This is a genomic window from Pseudoxanthomonas sp. CCNWLY206-1, from assembly GCF_039710385.1.
Lineage (GTDB): Bacteria > Pseudomonadota > Gammaproteobacteria > Xanthomonadales > Xanthomonadaceae > Pseudoxanthomonas_A.
In genome coordinates this window covers 648,869-665,857 of the sequence record NZ_JBDKXI010000001.1, presented here as the reverse complement: position 1 = coordinate 665,857, position 16,989 = coordinate 648,869, and the positions used below count along the sequence as shown (strand labels likewise).

Below are 16,989 nucleotides of genomic sequence, written 5' to 3'. Positions count from 1 at the left end.
GATCTGATCGCATGAAACGCAGCACGCTCAAAGCCTGGTTCCTGGTCCATAAGTGGACCAGCCTGGTGTGCACATTGTTTCTGTTGCTGTTGTTCGCGACAGGCCTGCCGCTGATCTTCTGGGAAGAGATCGCTCACGCCACCGGTGCAGATCCGGAGGCCGAACCGGCGCCGGCCGGCATGCCGCGCGCCAACGCGGACCAGCTGATCGAAAAGGCACTCGTACGTTACCCGGGCGAGGTGCCGTTGTTCTTCGGCTGGGATGATCACGGGCCGACGGTCTACGTGACCACCGGTGCGCGGCCGGATACGCCGCCGCCGGAAATGCATTCGGTGATCCTGCATGAATACACTGGCGAGATACTGCCGGCACCCTCGTTCAACGAAGGGGTGATGTATTTCATCTACCGCCTGCATACCGATGTGTTCGCCGGCCTGGCCGGCACGTTGTTCCTGGGCGCGATGACGTTGCTGTTCGTGATCGCCATTGTTTCGGGCGTGGTGTTGTACGCACCCTTCATGCGCAAGCTGTCGTTCGGCACGCTGCGTACGGGCAAAAGCCGGCGCCTGGCCTGGCTGGACCTGCACAATCTGCTGGGTGTCGTCACCGTGGCATGGGCGCTGGTGGTGGGCTTGACCGGCGCGATCAATACGCTGGCCAAGCCGCTGGAACAGTCGTGGCAGGCGCAGCAGTTGGGCGAACTGGGCGATCGCTACCGGAACGCCCCCAAGCCATCGCATTTCTCGTCCGTTGACGCCGCTATCGCCAAGGCGCGTGCTGCCGAACCTGACATGAAACCGGCGTTCGTCAGTTTTCCCGGCACCGGCTACAGCGGCGAGCATCACTACGGCATCTTCATGCACGGCAATACGCCCATTACCGAGCGCATCACCAAGCCGGTGCTGATCGATGTCGAAACCGGTGAACTGACCGCGCAACCCGAGCTACCGCTCTACATGAGCATCCTGTTGCTGTCGCAGCCACTGCATTTCGGCGACTACGGCGGGCTGCCGTTGAAGTTGTTGTGGGCTTTGCTGGACCTGATCACGCTGTTCGTATTGATCAGCGGCCTATACCTGTGGGCCAAGCGGGGCTCTACCGAAACTCGACTGAAAGAACTCGAGAGCGGGCTGGTGTCCGAAGTTCCCGTAGAGGCAGCGCGATGAGTGGTGCGGAACTTCGCCGTACCTTTGGGATTCCAGCGATCATCGCGCTGGCCAGCGTTGTTGGTTTGGTGAGCGCGCTGATCGGTGATGGCGTTTTCGACGCGATTTCCTGGATGGCGTTGGGGGCGGTTATCGGCGTGTTGGTTTTGGCGGTGGTTCAGGCGAAGAGACAGTAGCGATTCTGCTTGCCTGTAGGAGCGACGTAAGCCGCGACCGGAGACATCAACGTCGCGACTTACGTCGCTCCCACAAGGATGCTATGCCGACGCTGCAAGCCTACCCCGTAGAGCGGAGCTCGCTCCGCTGCTGTTGCTGGATCGGCTGCGGACGGGTTCAGCCGAGCAAGCAGTGAACCGACCCTTGTAGGAGCGACGTGAGTCACGACCGGAAAACATCAACCTCGCGACTCACATCGCTTCCACAAGGATGCTGTCCAACGCTGCATGCCCAGCCGTAGAGCGGAGCTTGCTCCGCTGTTGTTGCTGGACCGGCCGCGGATGGGATCAGCCGAGCAAGCTCGGCTCTACACAAGCAGTGAACCGATCCTTGTGGGAGCGACGTGAGTCGCGACCGGAAACATCAACGTCGCGACTTACGTCGCTCCCACACGAACGGTGCTAGTCGCGGCATCGTTTTTGTGACGATCCAGTCAGATACGTCCGCATTGAATCAATGCGAATCGCGCGGCACCTCTGCTCCGCTGCCGCCGACCAGGATGTCCAGGTCGGCCCCCAGATGCGCCTGCTGCACGTGATCGACGTACAGCTTGTACCAGCCGCGGGCAGGGCGGGAAGGTTCCTTCCATTGGGCGCGCCGCGCCGCCATTTCCTCGTCGGTGATTTCCAGGTGCACGCGACGGTTGGGTACGTCGAGCTCGATGATGTCTCCATCGCGCACCAGCGCCAGCGGACCGCCGGCGGCGGCTTCTGGCGAAGTGTGCAGTACCACGGTGCCGTAGGCGGTTCCGCTCATGCGCGCATCGGAAATGCGCACCATGTCGGTGATGCCTTTCTTCAGGACTTTGGTCGGCAGCGGCATGTTGCCGACTTCTGCCATGCCGGGATAACCGCGCGGGCCACAGTTTTGCAGCACCATCACGCAGTGCTCGTCGATATCGAGATTCTCATCGTCGATACGCGCGTTGAAATCCTCAATGCTGTCGAACACCACCGCACGGCCACGGTGCTGCAATAAATGCGGCGAGGCGGCGGATGGCTTGATGACCGCGCCGTCGGGTGCCAAGTTGCCGCGCAGTACCGCGATACCGGCTTCGGGTTTGAACGGCTCGGCCAGCGGCTTGATGACGTCGCGGTTCCAGCAGGGCGCGCTGGCGATGTTCGCGCCGATGGTTTTTCCGTTGACGGTCAACGCATCCAGATCCAGATGCTCGCTGATCTCACGCAACACCGCGGGTAGGCCGCCGGCGTAGTAATAATCTTCCATCAAGTAAGTGCCGGAAGGCTGCAGATTGACCAGGCAGGGAAGCTTGCTGCCCAGTTCGTCCCAGTCGTCCAGCTTCAAATCCACACCCATGCGGCCGGCGATCGCCAGCAGGTGGATCACCGCATTGGTTGAACCACCGATCGCCGCGTTGGTGCGTATCGCATTGGCGAACGCCTTGCGCGTGAGTATTTGCGACATGCGCAAATCTTCGTTGACCATTTCCACGATGCGTCGGCCGGTCAGCTGCGCCAATCGGCTGCGGCGGCTGTCGACGGCCGGGATGGCAGCGTTCTCCGGCAGCGACATGCCCAGTGCTTCGACCATGTTGGCCATGGTGGAAGCGGTGCCCATCGTCATGCAGTGACCCTTGGAGCGGTGCATGTTCGATTCGGCTTCGACGAATTCTTCCGCGCTCATTTCTCCGGCGCGCACCATCTCCGACATTTTCCACACACCGGTGCCCGATCCCAGATCGCCGCCGCGCCATTTGCCACTGAGCATGGGACCACCAGACAACCCGATGGTGGGCAAATTGCAGCTTGCAGCACCCATCAGCAGGGCGGGCGTTGTCTTGTCGCAGCCCATCAACAGCACCACGCCGTCGAGGGGATTGCCGCGAATGGATTCTTCCACTTCCATGCTGGCCAGATTGCGGAACAGCATCGCTGTCGGACGCATCTGGGTTTCGCCAGGCGACATCACCGGGAACTCAAGCGGAAAGCCACCAGCTTCGTAGACGCCGCGCTTGACGAATTCGGCCAGCTCACGGAAATGCCCGTTGCAGGGTGTCAGTTCCGACCATGTGTTGCAGATGCCGATGACCGGCCGGCCGTCGAACATGTCGTGCGGGTAGCCCTGGTTCTTGAGCCAACTGCGATATAGAAAACCGCTCTTGCCCTCATGCCCGAACCAGGCCTGACTGCGCCGAGTCGGTTTCTTTGGAGCGCCCATGCGAACCCCGTTGGTGTGTTGGATTTTCCCCGGCATCCATTCGCGGTGGTGGCCCCGGGTACCGCTTTACGTCAGCCATCCTACCGGGCATATTGATATTGCAAAAATAAATTAATAGAACGCATCGATATTCTTTTGTATATCAATATCACGACTCGACCCCATCAGGATTTCACCGCATGAGCAACGAAGCATCGAAGTCATCGTCTCCCATTGCTGACGCTGTTTACGGCAGCCTGCAAGGCCGTCGGATATTTATCACTGGTGGGGGTTCCGGCATAGGCGCCGCCTTGGTGGAAGCCTTCGCACGGCAGGGCGCTGCGGTCGCCTTTATCGATATTGCCGACGACGACAGCGCGGCGTTGGCAGAACGGCTGGCGATGGAAGGTTTCGCGCGCCCCTGGTGGCGGCGATGCGATGTAACGGACGTCGCTGCGCTGCAACAAGCATTGATCGAAGCTGCTGCAGCACTGGGCGACTTTCATGTGCTGGTCAACAACGTTGGCAGCGACGACCGCCACGCTTTGGCGGCAGTGACACCTGCGTATTGGGAACGCTGCGTGGCTATCAACCAACGCGCCGCCTTCTTTGCCATCCAGGCGGTGGTGCCGGGCATGCGTAACCTGGGCGGAGGATCCATCATCAACCTGGGTTCGACGGGTTGGCAGACCAAGACGGCCGGCTATCCCGTCTACGCGACAGCCAAATCATCGGTGGATGGCCTGACCCGCGGTCTGGCCCGCGAACTGGGCGCTGATCGCATCCGCATCAACATCGTCACGCCGGGTTGGGTGATGACCGAACGCCAGGTCCGCCTGTGGCTGGACGAGGCCGGCGAACGCGAACTGAAGCGCAACCAGTGCCTGCCGGACAAGGTCATGCCTGAAGACATCGCGCGAATGGTGCTGTTCCTGGCCTCCGACGATGCCCGCGCCTGCACCGCCCAGGAATTCGTGGTGGATGCGGGCTGGAGCTGAGGCAGCCTCGAATTTGTTTTTTTGTAGGAACGCGGTCCCGGCGCGAGCTCTTCGCTTTCACCGCGATCTGAGAGGAAGAGCTCGCGCCGGGACGGCGCTCCTACCGATCACACCGGTCTGATTACACCGGCTCTTCCTCCACCGGAAAATGCACGCCATAAACCGGCGCGGCGGCATCTTTCAGTGCTTGGAGCATGATCTGCGCACCCGGCGACAGCAGCCAATCGGTGCGGGTGATGATGCCGAAGGAGTCCATCTTGCAGGACAGTTCCACCGGCAGGATGGCCGCAATGCCATGGTCGGCGTAGTAGCGCGCCACGTCCACCGGCACGACGGCGATGTAATCGCTTTGTTCCAGCATCTTGGTCAGGAACACCAGCGCCGAGGTTTCGATGACGCGCAGCGGTGGTTCAAGCCCCGCATTCTGGAACATCAGTTCGAAACGATGGCGCAGCACGCTACCGGCCGGCGGCACGATCCAGCCTGCCGCCGCCAACTCGTCCAGCGAAGGATTCTTCAGCTGCAGGATCGGGTGACGGGAACGGACGATGGCGCAGACTTGCTCCTCCGCCAATGCTTCGTAGTGCAGGTTGCGTTTGTCGTGCCGCGCGAACAGCCGCGCCACCAGGATGTCCAGTTTGTTCTGCGCCAGGCGTTCGAGCAGCACGTCGCTGCTTTCCACTTGCAGCGATACCCGCAACAGCGGGTATTCCTCGGTAACCCGGGTCATCGCCGCCGGCAGCAGTGTCATCGCCGGGCCGGTGATCGCGCCGACACCCACGCTGCCGATGTAGCCAGCTTTGAGTGCGTCGATCTCGGCCCCGGCTTCGCCCAGGCTGGACAGCGCGATGCGCGCATGGCGGATCATGATCTCGCCGTACCAGGTGGGCTGCATCCCGCGGGGTAGCCGCTCGAACAGCGACACGCCAATCATTTCCTCCAAGTCTTTCAGTAGCTTGGAAGCGGCGGGCTGCGACATGTTGAGTGCGTCGGCAGCCCGGTGAATATTGCCTTCCTCGTCCAAGGCCAGCAGCAGCATCAGCTGCCGGGTCTTGAGGCGGGCGCGGACGTACCAGGGCTTGCCTTGCTGCATGGAACACCTCAACGGATACGGATTTTCATATGGATTGTGCCTAAATTTATATTTGTTGCATATCTGTCTTTGGTCGCAGAATGGAACCCTCGCGATCGGCTGCCATGCTGAGGCGGCTTCACATCACCACGGGCGGAACGCATGCGACTGATCCAGTTCCTAGATGATTTCGGAACCCACGGGGTAGGCGTCGTCGACGAAACCGCCAAGCAAGTGCGGCGGCTGGCGGGGTTCTCCAGCACCTATCAGCTGGCTGGCGCCGCCATTGCGGCCGGTGAATCCCTGGACGTAACGGCCGCCCGGGCGGAAGGCGACCAAACCACCGACTATCGCGCTTTGCTGGCTGAGGGCAGGGTGCTGTCGCCACTGACCCATCCCGAACCAGCACGTTGCCTGGTTACCGGCACCGGCCTGACGCACCTGGGTAGTGCCGCGGCCCGCGATGCCATGCATCAGAACTTCAAGCAGCAGGCCGACAAAGGCGAGCTGACCGACTCGATGAAGATGTTCCAGTGGGGCGTTGAAGGCGGAATTCCCAAGGGTGATGCGCCAGGCGCGCAGCCGGAATGGTTCTACAAAGGCGACGGCAGCATCGTGGTGGCGCCTGGCGCACCCTTGCCCTCGCCAGATTTCGCGCTGGACGGTGGCGAAGAACCCGAGTTGGTCGGCTTGTATCTGATCGGGCCGGATGGCACCCCGCATCGCCTGGGCTTTGCGATAGGGAATGAATTTTCCGATCACGTCACCGAACGCCAGAACTACCTCTACCTGGCACATTCCAAACTGCGCGCATGCGCTATAGGGCCGGAACTGCGCACCGGCGAACTCCCGCGCGATCTGCAAGGAGTCAGCCGGATCCGGCGCGGCGACACCGTGTTATGGGAAAAAACATTCTTGAGCGGCGAGGCCAACATGTGCCACTCGCTACGGAACTTGGAATACCATCATTTCAAGTACGCCGCTCACCGCCGTCCCGGCGATGTGCATCTGCATTTCTTCGGTACCGCCACATTGAGTTTCGCCGACGGAATCCGCGCCGAACCCGGCGACTATTTCGAGATAGATTTGCCAGCACTAGGGGCTCCGCTCATCAATCCGTTGCAACGTGTCGATAGCGCCTTCACGCTGGGCGGCGTGCGTTCGCTATAAGACTCATCAAGAAGGGCAGGGAATCAAACGAATGAATCATCGCTTCCAAAGCTACATCGATGGCCAATGGATCGCCGGCGCGGATATCGCGGCCGACGAAAACCCTTCCGACTTGGGGACACCCGTCGGCGAATATGGCGCGGTCGACGCGGCGCAGGTACGCGGTGCCATTGCCGCCGCGGCCGCGGCGCAATCGGCTTGGGCGTTGACATCGCCGCAGCAGCGCGCCGACGCGCTGGATTTTGTCGGCAGCGAAATACTGGCCCGCAAGGAAGAACTGGGCCGTTTGCTGGCTCTGGAAGAAGGCAAGACCCTGCCGGAAAGCATCGGCGAGGCCGCCCGTGCTGGTCAGATATTCAAGTTCTTCGCCGGCGAAGCGCTACGTATTCCTGGGGAAAAGCTGGCGTCCACCCGCCCTGGCGTGGATGTCGAAATCACCCGCGAGCCGGTCGGCGTGGTCGGCATCATCGCGCCGTGGAATTTTCCTTTGGCGATCCCCGCCTGGAAGATCGCGCCGGCTTTGGCTTACGGCAATACGGTGGTGTTCAAGCCGGCCGAAATCGTACCCGGTTGCGCGTGGGCATTGGCCGAGATTCTCAGCCGTGCCGGGCTGCCGGCGGGCGTGTTCAATCTGGTCATCGGCAGCGGCCGCGTGGTGGGCCAGGCGCTGATAGAGGACCCCGCTTTACAGGCGCTCAGCTTCACCGGCTCGGTGCCCACCGGCAATCGCCTGCTGCGCCAAGCCGCAGAGCGCGGGCTGAAGATTCAACTTGAAATGGGCGGGAAGAATCCGCTGGTGGTACTGGCCGACGCCGACTTGGACAAAGCCGTGGAAATCGCCGTCAATGGCGCCTATTTCTCCACCGGGCAACGTTGCACCGCATCCAGCCGCTTGATCGTGGAAGCGCCGATCTATGAAGAATTCATCGCGCGCACCCGCAAGCGCCTGGCATCGCTGAAAGTGGGCAACGCGCTGACACAAGGGGTGGACATCGGTCCAGTCGCCAGCCGCAGCCAGTTGGAAACCGACCTGTCGTACCTGGAAATTGCACGCAACGAAGGTGCGGAGTTGCTCCATGGCGGAGAACAGCTGGAGCTGGATACGAAAGGCCATTACCTCAGCCCGGCGTTGATCGCCGCGCAACCGCAACACCGTATCGCCCGCGAGGAAGTCTTCGGGCCGGTCGCCGCGGTAATCCGCGCCGATGACTATGAGCATGCGCTGGCGATGGCCAACGATACCGAGTTTGGTCTGTGCGCGGGCATCGCGACCACGTCGCTGAAGTACGCCACCCATTTCAAACGCCATGCGCAAGCCGGTATGGTGATGGTCAATCTGCCGACCGCGGGCGTGGATCCGCACGTGCCGTTTGGCGGCCGCAAAGCATCGAGTTACGGTCCGCGCGAGCAGGGCCGTTACGCAGTGGAGTTCTACACGACGGTCAAGACCGCCTATACGAGCGCATGACCAATTAACTGACCTGCACGCCTGCCTGGGAGGGTGGGCGGCGATCGTCGGCCGTAGCGCCACGAACGCCGCCAGCGTGAAACGTAAGAGGAGGTGGGAACATGAAGCAGTATCTCGCGCTGGCCATGGCGTGTCTGATGGCGACCGTAGCAGCGTGCTCCGGTGGGGATAAAGCCGCGGGCGGCAACAGCGATTCCATCGTGCTTGGTTTCAGCCAGGTGGGTGCGGAAAGCGAATGGCGTACCGCCAATACCGAGTCGATCAAGTCGGCGGTGCAGGGCGCCGGCATCCAACTGCGTTTCTCCGACGCGCAGCAGAAGCAGGAAAACCAGATCAAGGCGCTGCGCTCGTTCATTGCGCAACGTGTGGACGTGATTGCTTTCTCTCCGGTGGTCGAATCCGGTTGGGAGACCGTGCTGCGTGAAGCCAAGGCCGCGAATATTCCCGTGATCCTGACCGATCGCGCGGTCGAGGTAACGGACGATTCGTTGTACGTCACGTTGATCGGGTCGGATTTTGTCGAAGAAGGGCGCAAGGCCGGCCGCTGGCTGCTGGAACAGTCGCCATTGAAGGACGGCACCGAGCCGGTACGCATCGTCGAACTGCAAGGTACGGTGGGATCGGCGCCTGCCATCGACCGCATGGCCGGCTTCAAGGAGATCATCTCCGCCAATCCGCGCTTCCAAGTGGTGCGGTCGCAAAGCGGCGACTTCACCCGTGCGAAGGGCAAGGAGGTCATGGAGGCTTTCCTGAAGTCCGAAGGCAGCAACATCGACGTACTGTTCGCGCATAACGACGACATGGCCATCGGTGCCATCCAGGCCATCGAAGAAGCCGGATTGAAACCCGGCGAAGACATCCTGGTCATTTCCATCGATGCGGTGCGCGGCGCGTTCGAGGCCATGATGGCCGGCAAACTCAACGTTACCGTCGAGTGCAATCCGCTGCTGGGGCCACAACTAGTGGATGCGATCAAGGCCGTGCGCGAGGGCCGTTCGCTACCAAAGCGAATCGTCGTGGAAGAATCCGTATTCACGCGGGAACAGGCCGCGCAGGTCTTCCCGACGCGCCGGTACTGAACATGCGGGTGCAACTGGCGTGAGCACCTTGTCCTCTTTTGGGGATACCTCTCCAGCGGTCTCCTCCCACGTTCTCCAGGCGCGCGGCATCGGCAAGCGTTTTGCCGGCACCAACGCCTTGGAGGACGTGGACCTTTGTTTGCGTGCGGGTGAAGTGCATGCACTGATGGGTCAGAACGGCGCTGGCAAATCCACGCTGATCAAAGTGCTGACGGGCGTGTTGCCGCCCGATGCGGGAAGCATGGAACTGGATGGCCAAGGCATCTCGCCGGCCAGTCCCATTCATGCGCAACACCTGGGCATCAGCACGGTCTACCAGGAAGTGAACCTGTGCCCCAACCTGACCGTGGCGGAAAACATCTTCGCCGGCCGCTATCCACGCAAGCGATGGACGGGACTGATCGACTGGACGCAGGTACAGCGCCAATCGCGCGAGGTGCTGGAAGGCCTCGGCCTGCATATCGATCCGGCGAAGCAGCTGTCCGACTACCCGGTCGCCGTGCAGCAGATGGTCGCCATCGCACGCGCACTGAGCGTCTCGGCGCGGGTGTTGATCCTGGACGAGCCGACCTCCAGCCTGGATGAGGATGAGGTACGGGAACTGTTCGCGGTGATCCGCCGTTTGCGCGAGCGCGGCATGGCGATCTTGTTCGTCACCCATTTCCTGGACCAGGTCTACGCCGTGTCCGACCGTATCACCGTGCTGCGAAATGGCCGTAGTGTCGGAGAATACTTGCCATCGGAACTGCCGCACGCGGCGCTGGTGGCGGCGATGGTCGGGCGCGAAGTGAGCATGGCGCCGTCAGCACGAGAGACATCCGAAGCTGCGCCTGCGCAAGCCGCGGTGCTGGAAGCGCGGGGATTGGGTCGACGCGGACAAGTCGTGCCCATCGACATCGAAGTGCGCAGCGGAGAAGTGTTAGGGCTCGGAGGACTGCTGGGTTCCGGCCGTACCGAAGTGGCGCGGCTGTTGTTCGGTCTGGACCGCGCCGATCAGGGCGAAATGCAGGTCACCGGTGCGCAGGCGAACTGGCGGGGGCCCGCCGATGCGGTGGCCCGCGGGCTGGCGCTGTGCCCGGAAGAACGCAAGAGCGAAGGTCTGGTTGCCGAATTGTCGGTGCGCGAGAACATCGTGCTGGCACTGCAGGCGCGACAAGGTATGCGGCGTTCGCTGTCGCTTGCGAAACAGCAGGAGATCGCCCGCGGTTGGGTGGATCTGTTGGGCATCAAGACCGCCAGCATCGAGACACCCGTCGGGCTGCTATCCGGCGGCAACCAGCAGAAAGTGGTGCTGGCACGCTGGTTGGCGACGCGGCCTCTGTTGCTGATCCTGGACGAACCCACTCGCGGCATCGATATCGCCGCCAAGCAAGAGATCATGAGCGAAATCCTGCGGCTGGCACGCGAAGGCATGGCGGTGTTGTTTATCTCCGCTGAAATGGAGGAACTGGTGCGCGTCTCCGATCGCATCGCGGTAATGCGTGACCGCCGCAAGGTGGGTGAACTGCCCGGTGGCTGCAGTGAGGAAGCGGTGCTCGACATGATCGCGGGGCAATAGACATGTCATCGACCACGCCGCCTGCAACTTCATCCATGAGCTGGCTCCGGCGCACGCTGGCACATCCGTTGTTCTGGCCGTTGGCGACGCTACTGTTGTTGCTGATCGGCAACGGCCTACTCAATCCCGGGTTCCTGTCGTTGCAATGGCGTGACGGGCACCTGTACGGAAACCTGGTCGATATCGCCAATCGTGCGGCACCGCTCATCCTGGTCTCAATGGGCATGACCTTGGTAATCGCCGCACGCGGATTGGATATTTCCGTGGGCGCGGTGCTGGCCATCGCCGCGACGGTGGCAGCATGGATGATCGGGGGTGGATTAGGTGGAGAAGGCGCCGTCAGCCGATTTCCGATGTGGTTGGCGATAGCGACCGCGTTGGGGGTGTCCGCGGCCTGCGGGCTTTGGAACGGGTTGCTGGTGGTGAAGGTCGGCATGCAGCCCATCGTGGCGACACTGATCCTGATGGTCGCTGGCCGTGGCGTCGCGCAGTTGATCAGCGGCGGCCAGGTCCTGACGCTTTACTACCCGCCGTACTTCTATTTCGGCAACGGGTTCCTGTTCGGCATTCCGTTCTCGCTGTTCGTCGTGGCGGGCGTGTTTCTGGCGCTGCATCTGGCATTGAACAAAACCGCATTGGGACTTTTCATCCGCGCCATTGGGGGCAATCCCCTGGCTGCGCACGTGGCCGGTGTGCCTGCGCGGCTGATCACGATAGGCCTCTATGTTTTCTGCAGTGTTAGCGCGGGCATGGCCGCCATTCTGGTTAGCTCCAACGTCAAGAGCGCGGATGCCAACAATGCGGGGCAGTTGCTGGAGCTGGATGCGATTCTGGCGGTAACGCTGGGCGGCACGCTGCTTACTGGTGGTCGCTTCAGCTTGGCCGGCAGCGCAATCGGTGCACTGATCATCCAGACGCTGACCACCACCATCTATTCGCTGGGTGTGCCACCGCAAGTAAACCTGGTGGTCAAGGCAGTGCTGGTGTTCGTCGTGATGCTGCTGCAGTCGGCCGAATTTCGCGCGAGTATGCGCCGCCTGATGTTCAGGCGCCCGGCTGGGGAGGGCAGTGCATGAATGCGCTTCCCGACATTTCCAAGCCTGCGCAGGTCGCCGGAGTAACACGCCCGCAAAAGTGGCGGATAGCACCTCAATATCTGCCGCTGGCGGTGACGGTGGCGCTGTTCCTGTCCATGGCCGGTGCTGGCGGCGTGCTGTATGACGGTTTCCTGTCGCCACAGGTGTTCTTGAATCTGCTGATCGACAATGCCTTCCTGTGCATCGTCGCGGTGGGCATGACATTCGTGATTCTCAGCGGCGGCATCGATTTATCCGTCGGCGCGGTGATCGCCTTCACCACAGTGCTGGTGGCTGCGTTGATCCAACGGCAGGGCTGGCATCCGCTGGCCGCCATTGCGCTGGCGCTGACGCTGGGTGCGATGTTCGGTGCCGGCATGGGTGCCTTGATCCAACGCTTCCGTTTGCAGCCGTTCGTTGTGACCTTGGCGGGGATGTTCCTGGCCAGAGGCGCGAGCTATCTCATCAGTGTGGATTCCATCAGCATCGATCATCCGTTCCACACCGCGGTCGCGTATTTGCGTATTCCGGTTGGCGGCGGCTACTCGCTTTCCGTGGCGGCGGTGATTGCGTTGCTCGTGGTGGCTGCCGGAATCGTGATCGCGCACTACAGCAGATTCGGCCGCGCTGTCTATGCGATCGGCGGCAATGCGCAGTCGGCCATGTTGATGGGTTTGCCGGTGGACTCGACGGTTGTGCGCGTATATGCGCTCAGCGGATTCTTGTCCGCGCTGGCGGGCGTGGTACTGACCTTCTACATGCTGTCCGGCTACAGCCTGCACGCATTGGGGCTGGAACTGGACGCGATCGCGGTGGTGGTGATCGGTGGCACGTTGCTGGCCGGCGGCAGCGGCTACATCGCGGGAACCGTGGTGGGCGTGCTGATACTGGGAATGATCCAGACCTTGATCATCTTCGAAGGTACGTTGAGTTCATGGTGGACGCGTATCGCCATCGGCGTGCTGCTGTTGCTGTTCTGTCTGTTGCAACGTGTATTCGAGAACGTTCGCCGCAAACGTCTGGATGTCGCCCGATGAAAGAAAGCTCCGCTCCGCCGCTTGTTTGTTCGCGACGCGACTTTATTCAACTCAGCGGGGCCGCCGCCGCAGGCCTGGCGCTAAGCGCGTCGGCCAACGCGGCCGACGGCAGCCTTGCGCCGTTGGTGCCGAAAGTGGCTGATCGAGTGCCTTGGACTTCCCGGCCGTTCCCACTGAACCGCGTTCGTTTGCTCGAAGGTCCTTTTCTGCAGGCACGTGATCGCGACCGCCGCTACCTGATCTCACTGCCTAACGATCGTTTGGCGCATTGCTTCCGGCTGACGGCGGGTTTGCCGTCCACGGCGCAGCCGCTGGGCGGGTGGGAATCACCGCGTAGCGAAATACGCGGCCACTTCTCAGGTGGCCATTATTTGTCGGCCTGTGCGCTGATGTACGCGGCCACCGGCGATACCGCCATCCTGGACAAGGCGAATGCGCTGGTCGACGCCTTGGCCCAATGCCAGGCAAAGGATGGCTATCTGGGCGCCTATCCGGCTTCGTTCTACGGCCGGTTGGGGCGCGGCGAGCAGGTGTGGGTACCGTTGTATACCGGGCACAAGATTCTTGCCGGACACCTGGACATGGCGCGCCATTGCGGCAACCGGCAGGCGCTGCAGACCGCGGCACGGATGGCCGACTGGCTGGGCGCTTGGATGGATGGTTTCGACGAAGCCGCTTGGCAGCGAATCCTGAAGGTCGAATACGGCGGTATGCAGGAATCGTTGCTGGAGCTGCATACACTGACTGGCGAGGAAAAGTACCGCCGCTGGGCGTTGCGTTTCGAGGAAGCTTCATTGCTGGACCCGCTGGCTGAGGACCGTGATGCGCTCGCGGGACTTCACGCCAATACCCAGATACCCAAGTTGGTGGCCGCTGCGCGCGCCTATGAAGTTACCGGCGATAAGCGCTACCGCGAGATCGCCGAAAACTTCTGGCGCATCGTCACCGGCCACCACAGTTATTGCACTGGCGGCACCAGCGACTTCGAACTTTTTGGAAAGCCGGACCACTTTGCCGGCCGGTTGAGCGGGCACTCGCACGAATGTTGCTGCAGCTACAACATGCTCAAGCTGACCCGACACCTGCATGGTTGGCAGCCCGACGCCGCGCTGATGGACTACTACGAGCGGGTGCTGTTCAACGCGCGTCTGGGCACACAGGACGAGGCGGGCATGATGATGTACTTCGTGCCCATGGATGCCGGCTACTGGAAGGTCTACAACCGCCCGTTCGATTCGTTCTGGTGTTGCACCGGCACCGGAGTGGAAGAGTTCGCCAAGACCAACGACACCATCTACTTCCAGGACGACGAGGGGATCAGCGTCAATCTCTATATCGCGTCGGAACTGTCATGGCCGGAGCAGGGTTTGCGGCTGGAGCAGCGTACCCGCTTTCCCGAGCAGCAAGGCACGTCGTTGCAGCTTCATTTGCTGAAGCCGAAGCGGTTCAAGCTCAGGCTGCGGATTCCCTATTGGGCCGACGGAGCGAGTGTGCGTATCAATGGCCAGGCGCAATCGGTGCCGACGACCCCCGGCAGCTACCTCACGCTGGATCGGGAATTCGCCGACGGCGACCGGATCGATCTTGCATTGCCGATGCAGCTGCATGCCGCACCGCTACCGGACGAGCCCAGCCTGCAAGCCATGATGTACGGCCCGTTGGTCCTGGCGGTGCGGATGGGGAAGGACGGTATCGATCCGGAAAAGATCAACGTCTCGGACCAGCGGCCATCGTTGAACGGCATCGTGGGTCGCCAGCTTCCATCGGTCTATTTCGAATCGGAACAATCCTGGGTCCATGCCACCGATCAGCCGCTGACGTTCGAGGCGCTGGGTATCGAGGGGCCATTGCAGTTGGTTCCGTTCTACAAGATTCGCAACGAACGCTATGCCGTCTACAGCCGAGTGAGACCGATATGGGAACGCAATCCGCAATTCTAAGATGTTCGTTGGCGATTCTCGTCTCCACCGACGGCTTGTGCCTGAAACGTGTCACGCGTGTCGGCCGCGCGCGCACCGTCATAGGAATGTTGTTGATGTTGGTGGTGCATGTGGTCGCTGCCAAACCTCTGCCAGAGCTGGGCGAGGTAACCAGCCCGGACGGCAAGATTCAGGTGACGGTATCGCTGGACGCGCAGGGAACGCCGCACTACGACGTCGATCTCGAGGGCAGGGAGGTCTTGCGGTCCGCGCCACTAGGACTGGTGTTGAAGGAGGCAGACTTCTCCCGCGGCCTGCGGCTGAGCGAAGCCGGACCGGTGACGGCAATCAAGGATCGTTACGAGCTGCTGACCGGCAAGCGCCGCCATAACGAGTACCTGGGCAATCGCCGCGAGTTCCACTTGATTGACGCGAAAGATCGACGTGTGGACATCATCTTTCAGGTGTCGAACGATGGCGTGGCATTCCGCTACCGCTTTCCCGACGCCGATAAGAACATCCAGCACCTACGCGAAGAAGCCACTGCGTTCCGCTTTCCCAAGGATGCGCGTGCCTGGTTGCAGCCGATGTCCGTCGCCAAGACCGGTTTTGCGCAAACCAATCCATCCTACGAAGAGCATTACCTGCAGGATGTCGCGGTCGGCACACCAACGCCAATGGGCGCCGGCTGGGTATACCCGGCGCTGTTCCGCACCGGTGATACTTGGGTATTGCTGAGCGAAGGGGGCCTTTCGCGTGGTCATGCCGGCAGCCGTTTACTGGATGGCAAGATGGCAGGCGAATACCGGGTCGGCTTTCCCGACCCGCGCGAGAACTTCCAAAACGGTGCGGTCAATCCTGAGTTCCCGCTACCTTGGCAATCGCCTTGGCGCATCGTCGCCATCGGCAGCTTGAAGACGATTGCCGAGTCGACGTTAGGCACGGACCTAGCCGATCCACCCAGCCATCCCCCGGTGGCACCCGTCGTTCCAGGCAAGGCGTCATGGAGTTGGCCGCTAATGGGCGACGACAAGACCGTCTATGACGTGCAGAAGCGCTTCATCGATTACGCCGCGGAGATGGGCTGGCGCTACACCTTGATCGATTCGATGTGGGACAGCCAGATCGGTTACGAACGAGTGGCTGAGCTGATCAAGTATGCGCGCAGCAAGGACGTGTCGATCCTGCTTTGGTACAACTCTGCGGGCAGCTGGAACCAGGCCCCTCAAACCCCGCGCGACCGCATGCTGACCCGCGCCAGTCGTCAGCAGGAGTTCGAACGGCTCAAGGCGATGGGCGTGGCCGGATTGAAGATCGATTTCTTCGGCGGCGACGGGCAATCGTTCATCAACTACTACCTGGACATCATGGAAGACGCAGCGTCATACGGTCTTCTGTTGAACTTCCACGGTGCCACGCTGCCGCGGGGTTGGCAGCGAACCTATCCCAACCTGATGACGATGGAATCGGTGCGCGGATTGGAGTTCATCACTTTCGATCAGTACAACGCCGACCAGGCACCAACGCATGCGGCGATGCTGCCGTTCACGCGCAACGTATTCGACCCGATGGACTTCACGCCGGTGGTGCTGGACAAGGTCAACAAGAAGATCGAACGCCGCACCACGCCAGCGTTTGAGTTGGCGCAATCGGTGCTGTTCGTGTCAGGCATCCAGCATTACGCCGAGATCCCGGAAGGCATGGCGAAGGCGCCAGACTACGTACGCGATTTCCTGCGCGGTGTGCCTTCGATATGGGACGACAGCCGCTACATCGCCGGTTATCCGGGCAAGCAGGCGGTGTTTGCACGGCGCGGGGACGGCCATTGGTATGTCGCCGGCATCAATGCCGAAGCGCAATCGGAGTCGTTTGAGCTCGATCTGAGCGAATTGGGCGCGGTGGGTTCCGCAACATTGATTGCCGATGGCGATGGGCCACTGTCGTTCCGCCGCGAAGAAGTGCGGGCAGGAGAAGACGGAAAGCTGCGGATCGATGTGCCGGCGAGGGGCGGATTTGTCTTGAAGTTCGAGTGAACTGAAAGTCTGACGTGTGGGAGCGACGTGAGTCGCGACG

General features: G+C 61.6%; 13 protein-coding genes. 11 read left to right on the top strand and 2 right to left on the bottom strand.

The features are described from left to right. Positions 1 to 11: 11 nt before the first annotated feature. Positions 12 to 1,166, top strand: a complete 1,155-nt coding sequence (locus tag AADW18_RS02760) for a PepSY-associated TM helix domain-containing protein (protein WP_337341812.1) — start codon at positions 12 to 14, stop codon at positions 1,164 to 1,166. Further along, a complete protein-coding gene (locus tag AADW18_RS02755; RefSeq protein ID WP_337341811.1) occupies positions 1,163 to 1,342 on the top strand; it encodes a hypothetical protein in 180 nt (59 codons plus the stop codon). The genes AADW18_RS02760 and AADW18_RS02755 overlap by 4 nt, the downstream gene beginning before the upstream one ends. 493 nt (positions 1,343 to 1,835) lie before the next feature. On the opposite strand, the gene AADW18_RS02750 is transcribed toward AADW18_RS02755, so the two are convergent. Continuing rightward, positions 1,836 to 3,560, bottom strand: a complete 1,725-nt coding sequence (locus AADW18_RS02750) for an IlvD/Edd family dehydratase (RefSeq protein ID WP_337341810.1) — start codon at positions 3,558 to 3,560, stop codon at positions 1,836 to 1,838. Between the two features lie 179 nt (positions 3,561 to 3,739). Between AADW18_RS02750 and AADW18_RS02745 the strand changes: the two genes are divergently transcribed. Then, complete coding sequence (locus AADW18_RS02745) at positions 3,740 to 4,537, top strand: SDR family oxidoreductase (RefSeq protein WP_337341809.1); 798 nt, start codon at positions 3,740 to 3,742, stop codon at positions 4,535 to 4,537. Positions 4,538 to 4,658: 121 nt separating this feature from the next. Here the strand turns inward: AADW18_RS02745 and AADW18_RS02740 are convergent, their stop codons facing one another. After that, entirely contained in the window at positions 4,659 to 5,630 is a 972-nt protein-coding gene (locus AADW18_RS02740; protein WP_337341808.1) for a LysR family transcriptional regulator, read from the bottom strand. Positions 5,631 to 5,771: 141 nt separating this feature from the next. Between AADW18_RS02740 and araD1 the strand changes: the two genes are divergently transcribed. The 8 genes from araD1 to AADW18_RS02700 all read left to right on the top strand — a co-directional run bounded on the left by araD1 (position 5,772) and on the right by AADW18_RS02700 (position 16,949). Continuing rightward, positions 5,772 to 6,779 carry an AraD1 family protein gene (gene araD1, locus AADW18_RS02735; protein ID WP_337341807.1) on the top strand — a complete coding sequence of 336 codons (1,008 nt, stop codon included), beginning with the start codon at positions 5,772 to 5,774 and terminating at the stop codon, positions 6,777 to 6,779. A gap of 31 nt (positions 6,780 to 6,810) precedes the next feature. After that, a complete protein-coding gene (locus tag AADW18_RS02730) occupies positions 6,811 to 8,247 on the top strand; it encodes an aldehyde dehydrogenase family protein (protein WP_337341806.1) in 1,437 nt (478 codons plus the stop codon). A 101-nt stretch (positions 8,248 to 8,348) separates the two neighbouring features. After that, the gene (locus tag AADW18_RS02725; protein ID WP_337341805.1) at positions 8,349 to 9,326 is read left to right on the top strand and encodes an ABC transporter substrate-binding protein; all 978 of its coding nucleotides are present in this window, start codon (positions 8,349 to 8,351) and stop codon (positions 9,324 to 9,326) included. A 19-nt stretch (positions 9,327 to 9,345) separates the two neighbouring features. Beyond that, positions 9,346 to 10,884: a sugar ABC transporter ATP-binding protein gene (locus AADW18_RS02720; protein ID WP_337341804.1), complete on the top strand. Its 1,539-nt coding sequence runs from the start codon at positions 9,346 to 9,348 to the stop codon at positions 10,882 to 10,884. 2 nt (positions 10,885 to 10,886) lie between these two features. Then, a complete protein-coding gene (locus AADW18_RS02715) occupies positions 10,887 to 11,960 on the top strand; it encodes an ABC transporter permease (RefSeq protein ID WP_337341803.1) in 1,074 nt (357 codons plus the stop codon). Next, positions 11,957 to 12,997 carry a galactofuranose ABC transporter, permease protein YjfF gene (yjfF, locus tag AADW18_RS02710; RefSeq protein ID WP_337341802.1) on the top strand — a complete coding sequence of 347 codons (1,041 nt, stop codon included), beginning with the start codon at positions 11,957 to 11,959 and terminating at the stop codon, positions 12,995 to 12,997. The genes AADW18_RS02715 and yjfF overlap by 4 nt, the downstream gene beginning before the upstream one ends. Beyond that, a complete protein-coding gene (locus AADW18_RS02705; RefSeq protein WP_337341801.1) occupies positions 12,994 to 14,937 on the top strand; it encodes a beta-L-arabinofuranosidase domain-containing protein in 1,944 nt (647 codons plus the stop codon). Before yjfF ends, AADW18_RS02705 begins: the two co-directional genes overlap by 4 nt. Positions 14,938 to 14,945: 8 nt before the next feature. Further along, positions 14,946 to 16,949: a glycoside hydrolase family 97 catalytic domain-containing protein gene (locus AADW18_RS02700; RefSeq protein ID WP_337341800.1), complete on the top strand. Its 2,004-nt coding sequence runs from the start codon at positions 14,946 to 14,948 to the stop codon at positions 16,947 to 16,949. The last annotated feature ends 40 nt before the right edge of the window (positions 16,950 to 16,989 follow it).

What these genes read in the sequence shown, in the direction of transcription:
- AADW18_RS02740 (WP_337341808.1), bottom strand. Translation starts at nt 5,630, where the DNA reads ATGCAGCAAGGCAAGCCCTGGTACGTCCGCGCCCGCCTCAAGACCCGG.
- AADW18_RS02755 (WP_337341811.1), top strand. Translation starts at nt 1,163, where the DNA reads ATGAGTGGTGCGGAACTTCGCCGTACCTTTGGGATTCCAGCGATCATC.
- AADW18_RS02725 (WP_337341805.1), top strand. Translation starts at nt 8,349, where the DNA reads ATGAAGCAGTATCTCGCGCTGGCCATGGCGTGTCTGATGGCGACCGTA.
- AADW18_RS02745 (WP_337341809.1), top strand. Translation starts at nt 3,740, where the DNA reads ATGAGCAACGAAGCATCGAAGTCATCGTCTCCCATTGCTGACGCTGTT.
- AADW18_RS02705 (WP_337341801.1), top strand. Translation starts at nt 12,994, where the DNA reads ATGAAAGAAAGCTCCGCTCCGCCGCTTGTTTGTTCGCGACGCGACTTT.
- araD1 (WP_337341807.1), top strand. Translation starts at nt 5,772, where the DNA reads ATGCGACTGATCCAGTTCCTAGATGATTTCGGAACCCACGGGGTAGGC.
- AADW18_RS02750 (WP_337341810.1), bottom strand. Translation starts at nt 3,560, where the DNA reads ATGGGCGCTCCAAAGAAACCGACTCGGCGCAGTCAGGCCTGGTTCGGG.
- AADW18_RS02715 (WP_337341803.1), top strand. Translation starts at nt 10,887, where the DNA reads ATGTCATCGACCACGCCGCCTGCAACTTCATCCATGAGCTGGCTCCGG.
- yjfF (WP_337341802.1), top strand. Translation starts at nt 11,957, where the DNA reads ATGAATGCGCTTCCCGACATTTCCAAGCCTGCGCAGGTCGCCGGAGTA.
- AADW18_RS02730 (WP_337341806.1), top strand. Translation starts at nt 6,811, where the DNA reads ATGAATCATCGCTTCCAAAGCTACATCGATGGCCAATGGATCGCCGGC.
- AADW18_RS02760 (WP_337341812.1), top strand. Translation starts at nt 12, where the DNA reads ATGAAACGCAGCACGCTCAAAGCCTGGTTCCTGGTCCATAAGTGGACC.